Annotated in this window: 18 protein-coding genes; 11 read left to right on the plus strand and 7 right to left on the minus strand. The window is 66.0% G+C overall.

The genetic code is table 11. The features are described from left to right. Nucleotides 1-14: 14 nt before the first annotated feature. Nucleotides 15-839 (minus strand): GntR family transcriptional regulator, encoded by an 825-nt coding sequence (locus FHS82_RS10425; RefSeq protein WP_166952077.1) that lies wholly within the window; start codon nt 837-839, stop codon nt 15-17. A gap of 304 nt (nt 840-1,143) precedes the next feature. On the opposite strand from FHS82_RS10425, the gene FHS82_RS10430 reads away from it, so the two are divergent. The 8 genes from FHS82_RS10430 to FHS82_RS10465 all read left to right on the plus strand — a co-directional run bounded on the left by FHS82_RS10430 (nt 1,144) and on the right by FHS82_RS10465 (nt 8,888). Beyond that, a complete protein-coding gene (locus FHS82_RS10430; protein WP_166952081.1) occupies nt 1,144-2,166 on the plus strand; it encodes a 4-hydroxyproline epimerase in 1,023 nt (340 codons plus the stop codon). 69 nt (nt 2,167-2,235) lie between these two features. Beyond that, nucleotides 2,236-3,468, plus strand: coding sequence for an NAD(P)/FAD-dependent oxidoreductase (locus FHS82_RS10435; protein WP_166952085.1), 1,233 nt, complete (start codon nt 2,236-2,238; stop codon nt 3,466-3,468). Between the two features lie 156 nt (nt 3,469-3,624). Then, nucleotides 3,625-4,437, plus strand: coding sequence for an ABC transporter substrate-binding protein (locus FHS82_RS10440; protein ID WP_208394182.1), 813 nt, complete (start codon nt 3,625-3,627; stop codon nt 4,435-4,437). Nucleotides 4,438-4,510: 73 nt separating this feature from the next. After that, nucleotides 4,511-5,176: an amino acid ABC transporter permease gene (locus tag FHS82_RS10445; protein WP_166952097.1), complete on the plus strand. Its 666-nt coding sequence runs from the start codon at nt 4,511-4,513 to the stop codon at nt 5,174-5,176. 11 nt (nt 5,177-5,187) lie between these two features. Continuing rightward, the gene (locus FHS82_RS10450) at nt 5,188-5,841 is read left to right on the plus strand and encodes an amino acid ABC transporter permease (protein ID WP_166952102.1); all 654 of its coding nucleotides are present in this window, start codon (nt 5,188-5,190) and stop codon (nt 5,839-5,841) included. After that, nucleotides 5,834-6,556: an amino acid ABC transporter ATP-binding protein gene (locus FHS82_RS10455; protein ID WP_166952107.1), complete on the plus strand. Its 723-nt coding sequence runs from the start codon at nt 5,834-5,836 to the stop codon at nt 6,554-6,556. The genes FHS82_RS10450 and FHS82_RS10455 overlap by 8 nt, the downstream gene beginning before the upstream one ends. A 149-nt stretch (nt 6,557-6,705) precedes the next feature. Continuing rightward, the gene (locus FHS82_RS10460) at nt 6,706-7,722 is read left to right on the plus strand and encodes an Ldh family oxidoreductase (protein WP_166952114.1); all 1,017 of its coding nucleotides are present in this window, start codon (nt 6,706-6,708) and stop codon (nt 7,720-7,722) included. A gap of 11 nt (nt 7,723-7,733) precedes the next feature. Next, the gene (locus FHS82_RS10465; protein WP_166952119.1) at nt 7,734-8,888 is read left to right on the plus strand and encodes a M24 family metallopeptidase; all 1,155 of its coding nucleotides are present in this window, start codon (nt 7,734-7,736) and stop codon (nt 8,886-8,888) included. A 7-nt stretch (nt 8,889-8,895) separates the two neighbouring features. Here the strand turns inward: FHS82_RS10465 and FHS82_RS10470 are convergent, their stop codons facing one another. The 6 genes from FHS82_RS10470 to FHS82_RS10495 form a co-directional block, all read right to left on the minus strand. After that, on the minus strand, nt 8,896-9,741 hold the full coding sequence (locus FHS82_RS10470; protein ID WP_166952124.1) for a dipeptide ABC transporter ATP-binding protein: 846 nt from the start codon (nt 9,739-9,741) through the stop codon (nt 8,896-8,898). Beyond that, on the minus strand, nt 9,738-10,583 hold the full coding sequence (locus FHS82_RS10475) for an ABC transporter ATP-binding protein (protein WP_343042553.1): 846 nt from the start codon (nt 10,581-10,583) through the stop codon (nt 9,738-9,740). The genes FHS82_RS10470 and FHS82_RS10475 overlap by 4 nt, the downstream gene beginning before the upstream one ends. A 2-nt stretch (nt 10,584-10,585) precedes the next feature. Then, nucleotides 10,586-11,506 (minus strand): ABC transporter permease subunit, encoded by a 921-nt coding sequence (locus FHS82_RS10480; protein WP_166952131.1) that lies wholly within the window; start codon nt 11,504-11,506, stop codon nt 10,586-10,588. Between the two features lie 10 nt (nt 11,507-11,516). Then, the gene (locus tag FHS82_RS10485) at nt 11,517-12,524 is read right to left on the minus strand and encodes an ABC transporter permease subunit (RefSeq protein ID WP_166952134.1); all 1,008 of its coding nucleotides are present in this window, start codon (nt 12,522-12,524) and stop codon (nt 11,517-11,519) included. 281 nt (nt 12,525-12,805) lie between these two features. Beyond that, nucleotides 12,806-14,401: an ABC transporter substrate-binding protein gene (locus tag FHS82_RS10490; RefSeq protein ID WP_166952137.1), complete on the minus strand. Its 1,596-nt coding sequence runs from the start codon at nt 14,399-14,401 to the stop codon at nt 12,806-12,808. A 563-nt stretch (nt 14,402-14,964) separates the two neighbouring features. Next, nucleotides 14,965-17,934: an autotransporter domain-containing protein gene (locus FHS82_RS10495; protein ID WP_166952140.1), complete on the minus strand. Its 2,970-nt coding sequence runs from the start codon at nt 17,932-17,934 to the stop codon at nt 14,965-14,967. 439 nt (nt 17,935-18,373) lie between these two features. Here FHS82_RS10495 and FHS82_RS10500 point away from each other — a divergent pair, with 439 nt between their 5' ends. From FHS82_RS10500 to FHS82_RS10510, 3 genes are all read left to right on the plus strand, one after another. Further along, nucleotides 18,374-19,516: a baeRF11 domain-containing protein gene (locus FHS82_RS10500; RefSeq protein WP_246225274.1), complete on the plus strand. Its 1,143-nt coding sequence runs from the start codon at nt 18,374-18,376 to the stop codon at nt 19,514-19,516. A gap of 173 nt (nt 19,517-19,689) precedes the next feature. Beyond that, complete coding sequence (locus tag FHS82_RS10505) at nt 19,690-20,220, plus strand: methylated-DNA--[protein]-cysteine S-methyltransferase (protein WP_246225275.1); 531 nt, start codon at nt 19,690-19,692, stop codon at nt 20,218-20,220. 190 nt (nt 20,221-20,410) lie between these two features. Beyond that, complete coding sequence (locus FHS82_RS10510; RefSeq protein ID WP_166952143.1) at nt 20,411-21,841, plus strand: circularly permuted type 2 ATP-grasp protein; 1,431 nt, start codon at nt 20,411-20,413, stop codon at nt 21,839-21,841. The last annotated feature ends 2 nt before the right edge of the window (nt 21,842-21,843 follow it).

Raw genomic sequence — 21,843 nt, forward strand, 5'->3', positions numbered from 1 at the left:
ATCGGCGGCGGGAGCTACGCCGCCGGCCGGCCGTCGGCTGCCGCATCCGTCACCAGCCGGTCGAGCAGCGACCGGCTGACACTCCCGATATGCTCCTCCAGCAGGGCGCACGCGCCGTCGATGTCGCCGTCGGCACACCGGCGCAGGATTCCGGCGTGCTCGGCTTCCGCCCGCTCCGGATTGCCAGAGAAGGAAAGCTGGATGCGCGTGTGCCGGTCGCATTCCTGCAGCAGATTGGCGACGATCGCCAGGGCGCGCGGCTGTCCGGCGTGGCTGTAGAGAAGCATGTGAAACGCGCAGTTGAGTTCGCCCCAACGGCTGGCGCGCTTCGCGCGCAGTTCCACGCTGTATTCGTGCAGGATATCGCGCAGCCGCTCGTAATCGGCGGGTGTGAGATGCGGCGCGGACGTGCGCAGCAGGCGCGGCTCCAACAGGGCGCGCAGCTCGAACAGTTCGAGGATCTCCGCCGGAGACAGCGCCACGACGATGGCGCCGCGATGCGGGTGGATCTTGACGAGCCCGTCCGCCTCAAGCTGCATGAGCGCTTCGCGCACCGGGATGCGGCTCACCCCGAATTCCGCCGCCAGCGCATCCTGCCGCAACTGGAAACCGGCGGGAAACTGGCCGTCGACGATGCGCTGGCGCAGTTCGCCCGCCACTGCGGCCGATATGGTCCTGTGCTCCAGCGTCTTGCGCACCGGCCTTGCCGGCACGGCGGTGGCCGCAAGCGACCCTTCAGGTGTGGAAAGCCGGGATGCGGACGCCCGCGGCGGCTGCGCCGCGTTGCGGGCGCTGGTCCGCGCCGAAGTGCTTTTTGTCGAACCGCTTTTGACTGCCATCGATCATATGCCCGATGCGAGAGGAAACGCCTGCATACCACGAATTGACGGATTCGCTTGACACGGGATATTTTATACAATCTACAATATGGTCGCTCAAGAAAACTTCCAGGGAGAAAAACAATGGCATCGCAGACCGGCCAGCAAGGCGCCACCCCGGCCGTCACAAGGCAGTTCCATCCGGAATGGCCCGGCGCCGGCCTGTGAGCCGAGACCGGCCGCGGCCGGAAACGATCCCGAAGACCGGCGGGTTCGCATCCCGCCTGTCGCCGAATGGTTCCTTTTTCGAACAGTGAGCGCAGCCATGTCGCGTCACACTTTCTTCTGTATCGACGGTCACACCTGCGGCAATCCGGTGCGGGTCGTCGCGGGCGGCAGCATACCGCGGCTCGAAGGCGCGACGATGTTCGAGCGCCGCCAGCATTTCCTCGCCGCATACGACTGGATCCGCACCGGCCTGATGTTCGAGCCGCGTGGGCATGACATGATGTCCGGCTCGATCCTCTACCCGCCGACCCGACCGGACTGCGATACGGGCGTGCTGTTCATCGAAACCTCGGGCTGCCTGCCGATGTGCGGACACGGCACAATCGGCACAGTGACGATCGCCCTCGAAAACGGGCTGATCCAGCCGCGCACGCCGGGCCTGCTGCGGCTCGACACGCCGGCGGGTCCCGTCGAGGCGCGCTACGAGCAGAACGGCCCCTTCGTCGAGAGCGTGCGCATCACCAACGTGCCATCGTTCCTTTACGGAACCGGTTACGAACTCGACATCGAAGGCCTCGGCCGGATCACGGTCGACGTCGCCTACGGCGGCAATTTCTACGCCATCATCGAGGCCCAGGAAAACTACACGGACGTTGCGGACATCGAGCCTTCCGATATCCTGCGCCTCAGTCCGCGCATCCGCAGCGCCTTCAACGCCCGCTACCGGATCGCCCATCCGGAAAACCCGGCCATCGACCGCCTCACCCATGTGATGTGGACCGGCAGGCCGCAGACGCCGAACGGCACGGCGCGCAACGCGGTGTTCTACGGCGACAAGGCCATCGATCGGTCGCCCTGCGGCACCGGCACCTCGGCACGCATGGCGCATCTTGCGGCGCGCGGTGCCTTGCGGGAGGGCGAGGCTTTCGTGCACGAAAGCATCATCGGCTCGCTCTTCACCGGCCGCATCGAGGGACGCGCGAAAGTCGGCGAACACGATGCGATCATTCCCTCCATAGAAGGATGGGCGCGGGTGACGGGATTCAATACAATCGTGATCGACGGGCGGGACCCGTTCGCCCACGGGTTCCAGGTCGTCGATGCGCAAGTTTCGTCGTAACCGATCGGAATGAAGCGCTTTCAGGCATATCCGTTGCTTCGTTGAGCCAGAAGGCAGGCAAGGGGGATCATGCGCGTAACCATTGTCGGAGCCGGCATCGTCGGCATTGCGGCCGCCCACGCCGCACTCGACCGCGGTCACGATGTCACCATCGTCGACAAGGAAGGCCGCGAGGGCCGCGCGACGGACGCCAACGCGGGCTGGATCGCCCATCTCGATATCATGCCCCTCGCGTCGCCGAAGGTGTGGCGCCAGTTGCCGCGCTGGCTGGCAGACCCGCTCGGCCCGCTGTCGATCCGGCCGGCCTACCTGCCGCAGCTCGTGCCGTGGCTGCTGCGCTTTCTCGCGGCATCCGGCGCGGACCGGATCGCGGCCGGATCGCACGCCATCCGCTCCCTCAACGCGCTCGCGCTGCCGGCGTGGAAGACATTGCTGGCGCAGCGCGGTCTCGACTACCACCTGCGCGAGCAGGGCATCCTCTCCGTCTGGCGCAACCGGGCGGATTTCGCCCGCGCGAGCGGCGTTCTGGCCAGCCAGCGTGCGCTTGGCATCGATGTGCAAGAACTCGGCCCGGGCGATCTCGCGGCGATCGAGCCGGCGCTGCGCAACGTGGAGGCCGCCGCCCTCTATCCGGCCGGCTGCCATGTCTCCGATCCGGCGATATTGGCGGCAGACCTGCTTCGCCAGGCCGTCGGGCGGGGAGTGCGTTTCATATCGGGGCAGGTCAACGGTATCGTCCCTGCGCCGGACGGCGTGGACATGCGGCTTGCGGACGCCGAGCCGCTCGGCGCCGACCGGGTGGTTGTCGCGGCCGGCGCGTGGTCCAGGCCGCTGGCGGCGCAACTCGGCGATGCCGTTCCGCTCGACACGGAACGCGGCTACAACGCAACCTATCAACCGGGAACCTTCGGCCTCGGCCGGCCGGTCATGTTCGAGGGCGAAGGCTTCGTCACGACGCCGCTCGCCATTGGCGACCGGGTCGGCGGGGCGGTGGAGTTCGCCGGGCTGGACGCGCCGGCCGACCACAGGCGCACGCTGGCCGTCGCGCAGCGGCTGCGCCGCTTCCTGCCCGGCTTCAACCCCGACGCACCGGCCCGGCGGTGGATGGGCTTCCGTCCCTCCATCCCGGACTCGCTCCCCGTCATCGGCACGGCGAGCCGCGACGGCCGGGTGATCTACGCCTTCGGGCACGGTCACCTCGGCCTCACGCAAGCGGCGGCGACGGCGCAGCTCGTCGCCAACTTCCTCGACGGCAATCCGCAGCCGATCGATATCGCGCCGTTCTCGGCCGGACGTTTCTGAAGACCGCGCCCGGCGGCTTCGGCTGCGTTCGAGACCATTGGTGGAAAGGTCTATTTTGATGTTGAAATAGTATAAAAGATGCTAAATTCTGCCAAACAGGCGCCGGGGCACGCATTCCCGGAGCTTCAAAAACTCCAGAGCAAGGGAAAAAATATGATGAATTTCAGGACCGGACTGTTCGCCGCCGTCGTAAGCCTCGCGATTGCCGCACCGGCATACGCCGATAAGCTTGACGATATTATCGCATCGGGCAAACTGCGCTGCGCCGTTACGCTCGACTTCCCACCCATGGGCTCGCGCGACGAGAGCAACAACCCCATCGGTTTCGACGTCGATACCTGCAACGATCTGGCGAAAATCCTCGGCGTCGAGGCCGAGATCGTCGAGACGCCCTTCCCGGACCGCGTTCCCGCGCTCGTTTCGGGACGCGCGGATGTCGGCGTGGCCTCCACCTCCGATACGCTGGAGCGCGCCAAGACCATCGGTTTCTCCATTCCCTACTTCGCATTCAAGATGGTGGTGCTGACGAAGGAGGGCAGCAACATCGATTCCTACGAATCGCTCAAGGGCCGCAAGGTCGGCTCCACCGCCGGCACCTACGAGGCCATCGCCCTTGAGGCCGATGTCAAGAAGTGGAACGATTCCAAGGGATCCTTCCGCAGCTACCAGACGCAGGCCGACGTCTTCCTCGCGCTCTCGCAGGGCCAGATCGAGGCCACCGTCGTCACCAACACGGTGGCGCAGGCCACCGTCAAGTCCGGCCGATTCAAGGGCTTCGTCGTGGGCGGCGATTCCGGCTACGTCACCGATTTCGTGTCGCTGATCGCGCTGCGGCAGGAATACGGCCTGCTCAACTATCTCAACCTGTTCGTGCATCAGCAGGTGCGCACGGGCCGCTATAAGGAACTGTTCGACAAGTGGGTGGGCGGCGACCTGCCCGGCCTGACCGTTCCCGGCGTCTACTACTGATGCGATCGCCGCCGGCCGGGCACCGGTTTTGCCCGGCCGGTCCGAAAACGCGGCCACGGAATGGTAGCGCGCCATGTTCAACTATACCTTTCACTGGCGGCCGGCGTTCAATGCGCTGCCCCGGATGTTCGAAGGCGCTCTCGTCTCGCTTCAGATAGCCGTCCTCTCGCTCGTGATCGGCACGGCAATTGCCGTCGTGCTCGCGCTGGGACGGCGGTCGGACAACCGCCTCTTTTACGGTTTCGCCACCGGCTGGGTCGAACTTGCCCGCAACACGCCGGCGCTGTTTCAGGTCTACATGACCTACTTCGGCCTCGGCTCGCTCGGCATCCACCTAGACTCCTACGCCTCGCTGCTCGTCGGCATCTCCTTCAACAACGCCGGCTATCTGGCGGAATCGTTCCGGGGCGGCCTCAACGCCATTCCCGAGACGCAGACGCGCGCGGCCCGGTCGCTCGGCATGGGCGCCACGCAGGCCTTCCGCCTCGTGGTGCTTCCGCAGATGTTCCGCATCGTGTTCTATCCGCTGACGAACCAGATGGTCTGGGCATTGCTGATGACATCGCTCGGCGTGACGGTAGGTCTCAACACCGACCTCACCGGCGTGACGCAGGAACTGAACGTGCGTACCTTCCGCACCTTCGAATATTTCCTGTTCGCCGCCGTCATCTACTACCTGATGGCGAAATTCATCACCCTCTCGGCGCGCCTGCTGGCCTGGCGCCTGTTCCGCTACTGAGGGAGGACGCGATGCTCGAAACCAACCTCGGATGGAACGACATCCTCTTCATGCTCAAGGGCGCGGGCGTCACGCTGTCCATCACGGCCTGGGCCATGCTGGGCGGCACGATCCTCGGCATGGCGTTCGGCCTGGCGCGCACCACGCTGCCGTGGTGGCTCAACGCGCCGCTCGGTGCCGTGCTCGATGTGCTGCGCTCCGTGCCGCTGCTGATCCAGTTCGTGCTGGCGAACTCGTTCAAGTCCATCATCGGGGTGAACGCCTCCGCCTTCACGGTGGCCTGCGTGATGCTGTCGCTTTACACGGCCTCCTACTGCTCGGAGATCGTGCGCGGCGGCATCCTCGCCGTTCCCGCCACCACCCGGCGCGCGGCGCGCTCCCTCGGCATGACCTACAGGCAGGATCTCGCGCATATCGTCTTTCCGATGGCGCTGCGCGTGGCGCTGCCGAACTGGATCGGCCTCGTGCTCAGCGTGATGAAGGACACGGCGCTGGTGCTGTGGATCGGCATCGTCGAGTTGCTGCGCGCCTCGCAGATCGTGGTTACGCGCCTTCAGGAGCCGCTGCTCGTGCTCTCCGTCGCCGGCCTGATCTACTTCCTGATGAGCTTTCCCGTTGCCCGCCTCGGCGCGCGCCTTGAAAAGCGGTGGCACGAAAATGATTGAAATCGAAAACGTACGCAAATCCTTCGGGCCGCTTGAGGTGCTGAAGGGTGTCAGCCTCGCCGTGCAGAAGGGCGAGGTGCTGTCCATCATCGGCGGATCGGGTTCCGGCAAGTCGACGCTGCTGATGTGCATCAACGGGCTGGAGCCGATCCAGGGCGGGCGCATCCTCGTCGACGGCACGGACGTGCATGCCCCCGGCACCGACCTCAACAGGCTGCGACGCAGGATCGGCATCGTGTTCCAGCAGTGGAACGCCTTCCCGCATCTCACCGTGCTGGAAAACGTGATGCTGGCGCCGCGCAAGGTGCTCGGCAAGGGCCGGCGGGAGGCGGAGGAAATTGCCGCCAAGAACCTCCGGCATGTGGGCCTCGGCGAGAAGCTCTCCGTCTATCCCTCGAAGCTGTCGGGTGGCCAGCAGCAGCGCATGGCGATCGCGCGGGCGCTCGCCATGTCGCCCGACTACATGCTGTTCGACGAGGTGACCTCGGCGCTCGATCCCCAGCTCGTGGGTGAGGTGCTCGACACACTCAGGATGCTGTCCGACGAAGGCATGACCATGATCCTCGTCACCCACGAAATCCGCTTCGCGCGCGACGTGTCGGATCGTGTGGCCTTCTTCCACAAGGGCGTCATCCACGAAATCGGCCCCGCGCGGGAGGTCATCGGCAACCCGCAGATGCCGGAGACCATCGACTTCCTCAAATCCGTGCTGTGAAGATGCCATGAAAATCACCGCGCAGGGCGCCGCCGCCGCGGGGCGGGCGTGTACCGGTTGACGCCCGTCCGACATCTGGCCGACAATCGGCCGGCATGACGCCCGACGCGGCAGCCATGCATCGACAATGACCGGAGGAAGAACTCGCCATGACCGACCACGTCGTCCTCTCGCTCGACGAGGCCCGCGCGCTGGGGCTCGACATCCTGCGCGCGGCCGGGCTTTCCGAACCCCACGCGCAGGCCATCGCCGACGTCGTGATCGCCGGCCAGCGTGACGAGTGCCATTCCCACGGGCTTTACCGGCTGCCCGGGGTCGTCCACTCCATCCGCGCCGGCAAGGTCGATCCGCAGGCCGTGCCGGACGTGGTCGACCACGCACCGGGCGTCGTGCGGGTCGACGCGCATTTTGGCTTCTCGCCGTTGGCCTTCGCGCTCGGCCGGCCGAAACTCGTGGAGAAGGCCCGCCGGCAGGGCATCGCGGCGCTCGCCATCAACAACTGTTTCCATTTCTCCGCCCTGTGGCCGGAGGTGGAGGCCATCGCGGCGGAAGGCGTCGTCGCCCTGGCGCTCACGCCGAGCCATAGCTGGGTCGCGCCCGCCGGCGGAACGAAACCCGTATTCGGCACCAACCCCATCGCCTTCGCCTGGCCGCGCCCCGACGGCACGCCATTCGTGTTCGATTTCGCGACAAGCGTCATCGCCCGCGGCGATATCGAGCTGCACCGACGCGCCGGCAAGCCGCTCCAGGAGGGCTGGGCGATCGACGGCGAAGGCACCCCCACCACCGACGCGGAGGCCGCGCTCGCGGGGGCGATGCTCACCTTCGGAGGGCACAAGGGGTCTGCCCTCGCTGCCATGATCGAGCTGCTGGCGGGCCCCCTCATCGGCGACATGACGAGCGCCGAATCCATGGCCTTCGACGACGGCGCGCGCGCCGCGCCCTGCCACGGCGAACTGATTCTCGCCCTCGATCCGGCAGTGTTCCTTGGCGTGGATGCGCCCCGGCACATCGACCGGGCGGAAAAGATGTTCGGCGCCATCGTCGAACAGGGCGCGCGCCTGCCCTCGCAGCGCCGTTACGAGGCGCGCCGGCGCAGCCTCGCCGGCGGGGTGAGCATTCCAAAGCCGCTGCACGACGAACTCGTCGCCCTGCGGCCCACGTGAGGATACACACCATGACTGCGGACTGGCCGCATCCCGTGCCGCCCATCGCCCCGGCGGAATACGCGCAGCGTCTGGAACGCCTGCGCACCCTCATGCAGGCGTCGGGCGTGGAGGCGGTGCTGCTCGGCGCCTCGGAGAGCATGCGCTACTTCACCGGGCTGGTCTGGCACCCCAGCGAGCGCCTGCTGGGCGCGCTGGTGCTGCCGACACGCCTCGTCTATATCGTGCCGGGGTTCGAGCGTTCGCGCGTCGAAACCCTTCCACACGTCGCGGGTGACATTGCGACGTGGGAGGAACACGAGGACGCGGCCGCTCTCGTTGCCAGTCTGGCCGGACCCGCCGGCAAGGTGGCGCTGGACGACACGCTGCCCCTGTTCGCCTTTTACCCGCTCGCCGCCGCGCTGGGAGCGGAGCGCATCGTGGAAGGCGCGCCGCTGCTGCGGAGCCTGCGCCTGCGCAAGTCCGCCGCAGAGATCGCGATCATCCGCCACGCCATGGGGCTGACGCTCGAAGTCCACCGCCGCGCACACGCCCTCATGAAACCCGGCATCCGGGCTTCGGAGGCGGTGCGCTTCATCGACGAGCAGCACCGCGCGCTTGGCGCGCCGGAGGGCTCGTCGTTCTGCATCGTCTCCTTCGGCAAGGCGACGGCGCTACCCCATGGCGCGGACGGCGAGCAGACGCTCCACGCCGGCGACGTCATTCTGGTCGACACCGGCTGCCGCATCGATGGCTACCATTCCGACCTCACGCGTACTTACACGCTCGATGAGCCCACGCCGGACGTGGCGCGCATCTGGGCGCTGGAGCGGGCGGCGCAGGAGGCCGTGTTCGCGGCCGCGCGGATCGGCGCGGCGGCCGAAGCGCTGGACGCCGCCGCGCGGCGCGTCATCGAGGCCGGCGGCCTCGGGCCCGGATACCGGCTTCCCGGCCTGCCACACCGGGCGGGCCACGGCCTCGGTCTCGACATTCACGAGCCGCCCTACATCGTGCGCGGCAACCGCATGGCGCTGGAAGCGGGGATGTGCTTCTCCGTGGAGCCGATGATCGTGGTGCCGGGCGCCTTCGGCATCCGGCTGGAAGACCACATCTGCATGACCGAGGATGGCCCGGACTGGTTCACTGAGCCCGCGAAAAGCCCGACCGAGCCTTTCGCCAGCCCGTAACCGCCGGTCAGACCGCCTGCGCCGCCGCCCCGCGCCGGCCTTCGACGCGAGCGCGGATCGAGGCGACGTCGGCGCGCGGCGTCGCGGCGAAGAGCTTCTTCGTGTAGGCATGCTGCGGATCGGAAAACACGGCATCGCGCGTGCCCGCCTCCACGACCTCGCCGTAATACATCACCATCACCTCGTCGGCGATGTAGCGCACGACCGAAAGATCGTGGCTGATGAAGACGTAGGTGAGGCTGAACTCGTCCTGCAGGTCGGCCAGCAGGTTCAGCACCTGCGCCTGCACCGAAAGGTCAAGCGCCGACACCGGCTCGTCCAGCACCAGAAGGCCGGGGCTCAGCATCAGCGCCCGGGCGATCGCGACGCGCTGGCGCTGACCGCCGGAGAACATGTGCGGATAGCGGTTGAAGTGCTCCGGCCCGAGGCCCACCTTGCGCAGCATGTGCATGGCGCGCTCGCGCCGCTCCGCCGCCGGCAGCGGCGTGTTGAGCAGCAGCGGCTCCATCAGCGCATCGCCGATCTTCTGGCGCGGGTTGAGCGAACCGTAGGGGTTCTGGAACACGATCTGCACCTTGCGCCGCATGTCGCGGGTCAGCCCGTCCCGCGCGATGTCGATGCGTGCGCCGTCGATGTAGAGTTCACCCGCCGTCGGCGCATCGATCAGCGAGAGAATCCGCGCCAGCGTCGACTTGCCGCAACCGCTCTCGCCGACGACGGCAAGCGTCTTCCCTCTCGCCAGCCGGAAACTCACGCTCTTCACCGCGTGCAGCACGCGCGGCGCGCCGAACAGGCCGCCGCTCAGATGATAGTCGCGGCAGATGCCGCGCGTTTCGAGCGCAACGTCCGTCATGATACGCCTCCCGCCGGCCCGTCGAGGAAGCTGCCGACCGTCGGCAGCCTGTCGCCCGCCGCGTTCTCCGGCAGGGCCGACAGCAGGGCGCGCGTATAAGGATTTTTCGGCGTCTCGAACAGCGACAGAACGTCCGCTTCCTCCATCTTGCGTCCCTTGTACTGCACGACGACCCTGTCCGCCGTTTCGGCGACGACGCCCATGTCGTGGGTGATCATGATCAAGCCCATGCCGTGCTCGGCCTGCAGGCGCATCAGCAGGTCGAGAATCTGCTTCTGGATGGTGACGTCGAGCGCCGTTGTGGGCTCGTCGGCAATCAGCAGCCGCGGATTGCAGGCGATCGCCATCGCGATCATGACGCGCTGGCATTGCCCGCCGGACAGCTGGTGCGGAAAGGCGCCGAGCCTTTTCTGCGCGTCGTTGAGGCCAACGGCCTCAAGCAGCTCCACCGTGCGCGCACGGCTGGCCCGCCCGCCGAGGCCCGCATGCTGCCTCAGCACCTCACCGATCTGGAAGCCGATGGTGAAGCACGGATTGAGGCTCGCGATCGGCTCCTGAAAGATCATGGCGATGTCGCGCCCGACGATCCGGCGCCGCTGCTTCGGCGTGATCGTCTGCAGGTCGAGCCCGTCGAACGCCATGCGGTCCGCCGTCACGGTGGCGGTGGGCGGCAGCAGCCCCATCACCGCCAGCATGCCGACCGACTTGCCGGAGCCGGACTCGCCGACAATGGCGAGCACCTCGCTGCGGTCGACATGCAGGTCGATGCCGTCGACGGCGCGGAAAGGCCCTCTCGACGTATCGAAGGAAACCGTCAGATTCCTGATTTCGAGCAGCGTCACGGTCAGCTCCTCTTCAGTCTGGGGTCGAGCGCGTCGCGCAGCCCGTCGCCGACAAGGTTGATGGCGAGCACCGTGATCAGGATGGCGAGGCCCGGAAACGTGACGACCCACCATGCCCGCAGGATGAACTCGCGCGCCTCCGCGAGCATCGTGCCCCATTCCGGCGTCGGCGGCTGCGCCCCCATGCCGAGGAAGCCGAGCGCCGCCGCATCGAGAATGGCGTTGGAGAAGGACAGCGTCGCCTGCACGATGAGCGGCGCAAGGCAGTTCGGCAGGATGGTGACGAACATCAGCCGCAACCGCCCGGCGCCGGCGAGCCGCGCGGCCGTGACGTACTCGCGGCTCTTCTCGGCCAGCACCGCCGCACGGGTGAGGCGCGCGAAATGCGGCTGCAGGATCAGCGCGATGGCGATCATGGCGTTCGTCAGCCCCGGCCCCAGCACGGCGACGAGGACGATCGCCAGCACCAGCGAGGGAAACGACAGGATGATATCCATCACCCGCATGATCATCGCATCGGCGAAACCGCCGAAATAGCCGGCGATCAGGCCGGTCGTCACGCCCACCGCAAGCGCGATGCCGACCACCACCACGCCCACGAAGAGCGAGAACTGCGAGCCGTAGATCAGACGGGAGAGGATGTCGCGCCCCACCGCGTCGGTGCCGAGCAGGAAGCGCGGACTGCCGCCCTGCTGCCATGCCGGCGGCGCGAGCAGCGCGTCCCGGAACTGTTCGCCCGGGTCGTGGGGGGCGATGAGCGGCGCGAACAGCGCCACCAGGACGAGGGCGGCGATGATCGCGAGACCGACCACGGCGCCGCGGTTCTCGCTGAAATGGAACCAGAAGCCGGCCAGCGCATGCTGCCTCGGCGCCTCTCCCGCCACGGGAACCGCGCCGGTATCGAAGGAAGGTCTGTCGTTCATGGCGGCGCCCTCAACGATGACGGATGCGGGGATTGACGAGGCCGTAGAGCAGATCGACCGTCAGGTTGACCGCCATGACCACCAGCGCGACGAGCAGCAGCCCGCCCTGCACGGCCGGATAATCGCGGCGGAAGATGGAATCGATCAGCCACTTGCCGATCCCCGGCCACGAGAAGATCGTCTCCGTCAGGATGGCGCCCGCGAGCAGCACGCCCACCTGCAGGCCGATGGTCGTGATCACCGGAATCATGGCGTTGCGCAGCGCATGCATGCCCACCACCCGGAGCGGCGACAACCCCTTGGCGCGTGCCGTGCGCACGTAGTCCTCGCCCAGCACTTCCAGCATCGCCGAGCGCGTTTGACGGGCGATCACCGCGAGCGGAATCGTCGCCAGCACGACGGTCGGCAGGATGAGATGCTGGACGGCGGAAGCAAACGCGCCCTTCTCGCCCGACAACAGGCTATCGATCAGCATGAAACCGGTGACGGGCTCGAAAAAGTAGATCAGCGAGATGCGGCCGGAGACCGGCGTCCACTGCAGAATGCCCGAAAACAGGATGATCAGAAGCAGCCCCCACCAGAAAATGGGCATTGAATAGCCGACGAGGGCAATCCCCATCGACGTCTGGTCGAACCATGATCCGCGCTTGACGGCGGCAAGCACCCCCGCCGGGATGCCGATGACGATCGCGACGACGATCGCGCAGACGCTCAATTCGACCGTGGCCGGGAAAAGCGAGAAAAACTCGTTGGCGATCGGCACCTTGGTGATGATGGACTGGCCGAGGTCGCCCTGCAGCAGCCCCGTGACGTAATCGAGATACTGCTCCCATAGCGGCCGGTCGAAGCCGAATTGCGCCATCAGTGCCGCGTGGCGCTCGGGGCTGACGCCGTGTTCGCCCGCCATCAGCAGCACCGGATCGCCCGGCAGCACCCGCACGAAGCCGAAGGCCACGATCGTGATGCCGATCAGGGTCGGCACCAGATAAAGCAGCCGCCCGACAATGAACTGGACCATGAAGACACCTCAACGGAGCACGCGCGGAACGCGGCCCGGGCGGAATGCCGCCGTCCGGCCGTGAAGCGATTCCTTTCCGGTCAGATAATTCCACCTGGCCGGAAAGCGCTCTAGAATCTGTCCTGTTTACGTTGAAACAGGGCAGCTTCTAGGTTCCTGATTTTGAGCGAATTCTGATCGATCAGATGTTTCCATGTGCTCGGAAATCGCTCTAGACCATTCCTATGCTTCGTTGAGATGTAGAAATGGCCCATCTTTTTGGTTCTGATGCCCAAATTGCTTTAATCTGCGATATCGACGCCGTCGAAGCGGTGCGAGCCGAGCGGATCCATCTTGTACCCGCTGACCTTCGTGGACAACGGCTGGAAGACCGTGGAATGAGCCAGCGTCGCCCACGGCGCCTGCTCCTTGAAGATCGCCTGCGCCTCCTCGTAAAGCTTCGCGCGCTCGGCCTGACCGGAGAGGGTCTTGGCCTTCAGGACGATCTCATCGAAAGGCTTGTAGCACCATTGCGCGCGGTTGTTGTTGCCCACGCCGGCGCAGCCCAGCAGCACGCCGAGGAAGTTGTCGGGGTCGCCGTTGTCGCCCGTCCAGCCCAGGATCACGGCGCCGTCACGGTCCACTTCCGCCGCCTTCTTGAGGTATTCGCCCCATTCCATCGAGACGATCTCGACACCGACGCCCACCTTGGCGAAATCGGCCTGGATCAGCTCGGCCGTGCGGCGCGCGTTGGGCATGTAGGGGCGGCTCACCGGCATCGCCCAGACCTTCATCTTCAGGCCCTTGACGCCGGCGGCCTCAAGCGCCTTCTTCGCGGCTTCGGGATCGTACTTGTCGTCCACCGTGCTTTCGCTATAGCTCCACATCGTCGGCGGGATCGGGTTCTTCGCCACCTGCCCGGAACCCTGGAACACGGCGTCGATGATCGCCTGCTTGTTGATCGCCTGGTTGAGCGCACGGCGCACCTCGGGCCTGTCGAACGGCGCCATCCGGGTGTTATAGGCGAGATAGGCGATGTTCAGCCCCGCCTGCTCCTCCACCTTCAGCTTGGGATCGGCCCGCAGGCCCGCGAGGTCGGCCGGCGGCGGATAGGGTGCGGCCTGGCACTCGCCTGCCTTCAGCTTCTGCACGCGCACGGCCGGATCGGTGGTGATGGCGAAGACGAGATTGTCGATCGGCTGCTTGCCGCCCCAGTAATCGGGGTGCGCCGCATAGCGGATGACGGCGTCCTTTTGGTAGGCGACGAAGGCGAAGGGCCCGGTGCCGATCGGCGCGAGGTTGATGTCTGCCTTCTTGTTGGCAGCCTCAAGCTTGTCTGCATATTCCTTCGACAGAATCGATGCAAAATCCATCGCCAGATTGGCGACGAAAGGCGCATCCGGCCGTGTCAGAACGAACTTCACCGTGTAATCGTCCACCTTGACGATGTCCTTGATGAGATTCGGCATGTCCATGCTGTCGAAATAGTCCCACGCGACGCCGGACGTATACTGATACCAGGGGCTGTCCTTCTGACGCTGGCGGTTGAAGGAGAACAGCACGTCGTCGGCATTGAACTCGCGGGTCGGCGTGAAGAAGGACGTCTTCTGGAACTTCACGCCCTTGCGCAGGTGAAACGTGTACTCAAGGCCGTCGTCCGACACCTCCCACTTTTCGGCGAGCGCCGGCACGACGGTCGTCTCGCCTTTCTCGAACTCCACCAGACGGTTATAGAGCGTCTTCGAGGAGGCGTCGTTCGTCGTGCCGGCCGTGTAGGGCGCGGGATCGAAGCCTTCCGGCGACCCTTCAGAGCAGTATATCAGGGTCTTGGCGGAGGCCGTGCCGGCAAGCAACATCGCCGCGACGGAAGCCGCCGCGAACACCGTTTTACGTACCATCGGTTCGTTCCCCTTTGTTGTCATTTCATGACCAGCCGGAATGCCCGGTCATGTTTCAAACGCTCAACAGACGCAGGTGACCCGCGATCGGATGACGCCGCAGTCCTCCGGAGCCAATTCCGAAGCAAAAGCGATGCCAGCTGCTGACCGTAGGTCCGGCCGCGCCCGACACCCTGCTCGTACTTCGCAAAATCGCGCCAACGGCGCTGCGCTCACCGTGCGTCTGCCTCGAAAACTGGCACCCCGTGAAATGACAGGCCATTGCCCTTGTTGTGGGCACCGGCGCGCCATCCGGCGTTCTGCCACGTCCCGATTCCCCCTCGCCCCGTTTTTATGGTTTCAATTTATATGTGATTTTCGGCAATGTCTAATCCTTCCCTCGGATCGAATCCTTATTGTGTTAATTAGTTGATGCACCATCTCGGCGGCTGTCGACATCAATTATTGCAATTGCTTGATAAAAACAGGTGCGGACAGATCGGCGGCTGCCCGCCATACGCAACGCCCCCGGCCATCACGGCCGGGGGCGGGGGTTTGTATTACGGTGATGGAGGAAAGTCGGCTCAGAACTTCCAGTTCAGATTGGCCTTGAAGCCGTGGTCCTGCGTGTCGTCGCCAAGCTGGCCCGCATAGGACAGGCCCACCGTCACCGCGTCGGTGACAGCGGCGTCGAGGCCTGCTTCCAGCACCGCGACATCGCGCGCCACGGGCACGCTGCTCGTGGTGAAGGCACTGCCCCGGCCGAACCAGAAGGTCGATTCCGGCGTGATGTCGTCGAAGGCGTGGCGCCAGCCGACGAGGCCGCGCGCCGTGGCCTTCACACTGCCCAGATCGAACGTCGCCGACAGGCGCAGGCCCAGCGTGGAATAGGTCACGTCGGTGTCGTCTCCCTTGCTGAACAGCGCCGCCGCGCCACCGCGCTCAACGAAGCCGTCCGTGTGCAGGTTGACATAGGCGAGACCCGCGAAGGGCTCGAACGAGACAGCGCCGACATCGAACCGGTAGCCCACCTCGCCGAACACCTGCGCGGTGGCAGCGTCGTAGGAGCCGCGCAGGCCATCGCTGAAGCCGGCGAAGGTTGCGAAACGGTCCGCCGACACGTCGTGCCACGTATAGGCACCGCCGAAGCGCAGCGAGAAAGCGTTCCACTGCCCGCCGCCGTAGAGGCCGAGATGGTAGTTGTCGCTGTCCGCCGACGAGAGGCGGTCATCGAGATCGACCTCGGTGCGGCTGTAGCCGGCGAGCGCGCCGAAGCGCCAGTTGTCGCTCACAAGCGCGTCGGCGCCGATGAAGAAGCCGCCCGTCGTGCGGTCGATGTCGCCGGCGTTGAAGTTGCCGTCCGTCTTGCCCCACGAACCGAAGCCCTGGCCCCAGAACGCATAGGGCGCGTTGGCGGACGCCGGCGTCGGCGCGGGCAGCGCGCCCTTGACGACCGGCTGGTCCTTGGCATCGTAGGTCACGACGCCGGCCGCGCCGTTGACGCCGTCTTGCGCCGCGCGCAGACGGCCGAGCGCGGCATCGCGCACGAAGCGGCTGTCCTCGATGGCGGCCGTCTTCACCGCGCTGTGGATTTCGCCCGAGAGCGCGTTGAAGGCGACGAGCGCCTCCGGCGTGCTGAGGCCGACGACCGCGTTGTAGATGGCGCTGTCCGGCCCGGCGCTCTGCACGCCCACGGCGGTCGCCGCCTGATTGGCGGTCTGCGCGATGGTGGCGAAGGAGATGTCGTTGCGCGTCAGCGTCAGGAAGGCATCCGTCGCCCCATAGGACAGCGACGGCGTCAGGAAGGCAAGGTTCGAGGTCACGCCCTCGAACCGGCCGGCCACGCCGCCGTTCGCCGTCAGGATCGTGTAGCGGGTGCGTGGGTCGTAGCTGCCGGTTTCCGCCAGCACCTGCACCAGGCCGCCCTCGATGGTCGCCTTGCCGGCAACCGCCAGATGATCCGACAGCCCGGCCGCGTTCACGTCCACCACATAGAAGGAGCCTGCGGAGAACGTCGCGTTGCCGGAAACGGTGAAGCTGCCGATGGAATGACCCGGCGCGACGGTGCCGCCGCTGCCGACGGCGAGGCCCGCCGCCGAGCCCGTGCCGTTGAGGGCCGCGCCGCGCCCGACGGTCACCGACGAGTTCTTAAGCGCGCCGTCCACCGTCAGCAGACCGCCGGTGATGTAGGTCGGGCCGCTATAGGTGTTCTGCCCGGTCAGCGCCAGCGTACCCGTGCCCGCCTTGGTGAGGCCGCCGGCGCCGCTGATATCGTTGTTCCATGAATCCCTGGCGTTGAAGCCGCCCTTCGCGGCATCCATGGTCACCGTCACGTTGCTCATGAAGGCGCCGTAACCGTCGGCGGCGGAGAAGAGGTCGAGGCGCGCCCAGCCCGAACCGTCGTCGAGGGGGCCGCCGGAGGGCAGTTCCGTCGTCGCCAGCACGTCGCGGCGCTGGCCGTCATCGAGGTAAGGGAAGCGCGTGGACAGCAGCACTTCGGCGCCTTCCGGCACCACGGGCCCGCGATCGGTGGGGCCGACGCTGCCGAGGCCGTAGGTCAGGCGGTAGGTGAAGTCGGCCTTGTTCGCCGCCTTGTCGCTGAAGCGGTCGGGCGCGCCGCGCGCCGCGCAGGTGGCGATGTCAGTGCCGCAGCCGCCTTCGAGCAGCTTGCGCAGATCGGCATTGGCGGCAACGAACAGCGCCGGGCTCTCCTGCATGGCGCGGGCGACGTTCTGCAGGGCGATGATGCGGCCGCCGATCACGTCGAGCGGATAATGGACGCCGAGCACGATACGGCTGTCGCCGAACTCGGAGCCGCGCGTCAGCGCTTCCTGAAAGCGCTCGGGAACCAGCATGGCGAACAGCAGCGCGGACGAGTAGCCGAAGGTGGTGTGGCCGCTGGGGAAAGCGGGGCTCGTCTTCAGGCTGGCGTTGAGGATGTCCTTGCCGCTATCGACCGGCAGGCCGAGGAGGTCGACGCCGCTGAAGCGCTCAATGCTTCCGGAACTCACCTGGAACGGACGCGAGTTGCCGATGGCGTTCCGCGTCTCTTCCGGCGGATTGTAGGCGAGGTCGTATACGTTGAACCGCCCGCCTTCGGGCAGCGTCACACCGTGGGCGGGCTCGTTATGGACGGTGCCGTCCGCGAAGAAGGTCTTGGCGGCTTCGGAATCGGAGAAGGCCGCGTTGTAGTTAACGTCGTAGAACAGGCCTGTCGTGGCCGCCGAAACGTTCGTGGTGTTGTAGGGAAGTCCGTAGCCGATGTAGGGCGATTTCGGATCAGGATAGAAGTAGACCTGTTGGCTGAAAATTCCGTTCAACGCCGTTCCCAGGCTGTCGGAAACGACACGGCCGTTGGTGGCGGACAGAAGCAGCCCGGCAAAGGTGTTGTCACTGAGCGCCTGCGCGCGCTCGGCATCGGTCGAAGCGTTGTTGATGCCGATGGCCGTCGCCAGATTGCGGTCGAGCACATCCCGCCCGGCCTGTGTGTTCAGCAGGGTGCTGAAGGGCGACAGGGCGTTGATGGCGCCGATGTTGGTCGCCGTCTGCGCCATGGCAGGATACGCACCGGATATCAGCAACGAAATTGTCAGAACAGAAACGCTATGCATGTATCGCACGGGTTATCCTCCTCGACTGGCTATTCTGCCTGTCGAGAGCAGTTAAAAGCATGCAACGACGGTATCATGACGCTGGAATATAGCCACCTTAACTGTTGAATACGGACGGATCGGAACGACCGGCGTGCAGTTGTGCAGACGCCAGCTTGCGCCGGGGCCGCGGAGATTTCGTCGGCAATGACGTCGCGATTCTGCTGAAACAATGGAGACGAATCAAAGCGATCCGGGTATATTGAGAGGTTCGCGAGAAAATTGATTCTGATCAATATATTCGGTTGAAGGAAAAATAATAAAAATCTGGAAAATAATCCGGGAAAATATATTCATGCTCATTGACTGGTTTTCCCGTCCCGGAAAAAGCTGTCCACCTCGTATGAGCCAACAAGAGGAACTGACCTTGTTCTACGTCGACATTCCCTCCCCTGCCGACATCAGCACCCTGAGCGCCCTGCGCGCCGATGCCGTCGTCTCGATCTACCTGCCGACGACGCCGGTGACGCAGAACGTCGGCGCCAGCCGCGTGGCGCTGGGCAATCTCATCAAGGCGGCGAGCCGCCAGCTTGGGGACGCCGGGTTCGACAAGCGCCGCCTCGCCGCGTTGGAGGAGCAGCTTCTCGACCTGCAGGACGACGACGAGTTCTGGGTGCAGCAGGCGAACAGCCTTGCGGTCATCGCGACGCCCGACCAGTTGAAAACCTTCCGCCTCGCCAACAAGCTCTCCGAGATCCTTGAGGTCTCCGACCGCGTGCATTTGAAGCCGCTTCTGCGCGCCATCACTTTCCCGCACGCGGCCTATGTGCTGTCGCTGTCGGAAAACGACGTGCGCCTGGTCGAGCTGTCCGCCGACCTGCCCGCGCAGCCGGTCTCCGTGCACGGCCTGCCGCGCGACGCCGCCTCGGCCGCCGGCAAGTCGACCCTGAATGACCGCTCCCATTCCCAGCGCATCCATGGCTCGGAAGGGCAGAAGACGCGGCTCACGCAGTACTCCCGCAAGGTGGATGCCGCGCTGCGTCCGCTGCTGTCGAGGAGTTCCGAGCCGCTGATCCTCGCCGCCACGGAGCCGCTGGCGTCGCTCTACCGCACCGTCAGCTCCTACCCGCACCTGCTGGCGCAGGGCATCGCCGACAGCACCGACCGCTGGACGCCCTCGCAGCTCGCGGACGCCTCCCGCCCGATTCTCGACGCGCATTATGCCGAGCAGATCGAGGCCGCGAAGGCGCTCTATGCCGTCCGTCAGGCGGAACGGCGCGCCACGACCGACGTCGCCGACGCGGCGCGGGCGGCAACCTTCGGCCAGGTCGACACACTGTTCGCGGACATCGACGAGGTGCTGCACGGCACGGTCGACGACGCCACGGGCGAGGTGCAGTTCGGCGAGGAAGGCCCCGACACCTACGGTATCGTCGACGAGATCGCGGTGCGGGTGCTGAACAGCGGCGGCAAGGTGCTGGCCGTGCGGCGCGCGGACATCCCGGGCGAAGGCTCGCTTGCGGCCATTCTGCGTTTCCCGCTCTGAGCCCTTGCATGCGCGCCCCCGCCGCTTCGCGGCGGGGGCGAATTTACCTGGACGGGCATGTCATCGTTTCTGTAGAATGATGACATGATCCTGGCTTCTGATTTTGAGCGAATGCTCGGCGATCATATGATTTCAGCCGATCAGAACGCACGCTAAAGCAATTTCAGCAAACCATGTCCACCGAGCCGATGCCCACCGTCCTTTACACTTTTCTGGAAAGCCCCATCGGCAACCTGCTTCTGGTTGGAGACGGGGAAAGGCTGTCGCGGATCGGCTTCCCGCGCGGGAAAGGCTCGTTCGCGCCGGAGGCGTCCTGGCGGCGGGACGATACGGCCTTCATGGATGCACGGGCGCAATTGCGCGCCTATTTCGGCAGGGAGCTGCACGCCTTCGACCTGCAGCTCACGCCCGTCGGCACGCCGTTTCAGAAACAGGTCTGGCAGGCACTGACGCGCATTCCGTGGGGAACCACCGCCAGCTACGGCGAAGTAGCGCGAGGCATCGGCCGGCCGGCGGCGAGCCGCGCGGTCGGCGCCGCCAACGGCGCCAATCCGTTGCCCATTGTCGTACCGTGCCATCGTGTCATCGGCGCCAGCGGCGCGCTCACCGGCTTCGGCGGCGGGATCGACACCAAGAAATGGCTGCTCGCGCTTGAGACGGAAAGCGACATTCCGCCTCCCCTCCCAACCCTTCGGGACGAGTGAACGCGCGGCGCGAAAGTCGCGGGTGCTGCCTGAACAGGCGGACCGCCCAAATCCCGGGCAGGCGCCGCGTTCCTTTTGGCTCCGTCGTCAGGATCGTTGCGCACCGATAGGCAGCCGGACGGCTGGCGCGCTTCTTGCTTCGCTCTCTTCCGTCAGCGCTCGGCGGCGCGACGACAACGGAGGGAATGCGATGGCCATGACAGCGTTCGATGAAATGTACGGCCTTCCCGGTGACGATCTCCATACGCGCGCGCCCTACGACGAGTTGCGGCGTTGGCTCGCCGCGACGCCGCCCGAGCAGTTCGCCATCCGCCGCAGCCAGGCGGAACTGTTCTTCAGGCGCATCGGCATCACCTTCTCCGTCTACGGCGAGGCGGAGGCGGGCGAGCGCATCATCCCCTTCGATATCATCCCGCGCGTCCTGACAGGCGACGAGTGGGCGGTGCTCGACAGGGGGCTGCGGCAGCGGGTCACCGCGCTCAACGCCTTTCTGGCGGATGTTTACGGCGCGGGCGAGTGCATCCGGGCGGGCATCGTGCCGGCCGAACTCATCTACAGCAACCCCGCCTATTTGCCAAAGATGGCCGGCCGCACGGTGCCGCACAACCTCTACGTCCATATCGCGGGCATCGACATCGTGCGGGTGGGCGAGGATGCGTTCTACGTGCTGGAGGACAACGCCCGCACGCCGTCCGGCGTCTCCTACATGCTGGAGAACCGCGAGGCGATGATGCGGCTGTTTCCGGAGCTTTTCTCCTGCCACCGGATCGCGCCGGTGGAGGTCTATCCCGAGGCACTGCTGGCGACGCTGCAATCCGTGGCGCCGGCGGGGGCACCGGCCTGCCCGACCATCGCGTTGCTGACGCCGGGACCATACAACTCCGCCTTCTACGAGCACTCGTTCCTCGCCGACAAGCTCGGCGTCGAACTCGTGGAAGGCCGCGACCTGATCGTGCGCGACGACACGGTCTATATGCGCACCACGGAAGGGCCAAGGCGCGTCGATGTCATTTACCGGCGCATCGACGACGACTTCCTCGACCCGCTCGCCTTCAGGCCGGACTCGGTGCTCGGCGTGCCGGGGCTGATGGACGCCTATCTCGCGGGCAACGTCACCCTGACGAACGCTGTCGGCACGGGCATCGCGGACGACAAGGCGATCTACAGCTACATGCCGGAGATCGTGCGCTTCTTCACGGGCGAGGAGGCGCTGCTGAAGAACGTGCCGACCTGGCGCTGCCGGGAGCCCGAAGCCCTTGCCTACGTGCTCGACAACCTGTCGGAACTCGTCGTGAAGGAAGTGAACGGCTCCGGCGGCTACGGCATGCTGGTCGGCCCCTGCGCGACGCAGGGCGAGATCGACCAGTTCCGCAAGAAGCTGCGCCGCTCGCCGGAAGGCTTCATCGCCCAGCCGACGCTGGCGCTGTCCACATGCCCGACCTTCGTCGCCTCGGGTGTCGCGCCGCGCCACGTCGACCTGCGGCCATTCGTGCTATCGGGAACGGATGGCATCCGCGTGGTGCCGGGCGGCCTGACGCGCGTCGCGCTCAAGGAAGGCTCGCTCGTCGTGAATTCCAGCCAGGGCGGCGGCACCAAGGATACGTGGGTGCTGGAGAATTGACC

This window comes from Pseudochelatococcus lubricantis (genome assembly GCF_011762225.1).
Classification (GTDB): domain Bacteria; phylum Pseudomonadota; class Alphaproteobacteria; order Rhizobiales; family Beijerinckiaceae; genus Pseudochelatococcus; species Pseudochelatococcus lubricantis.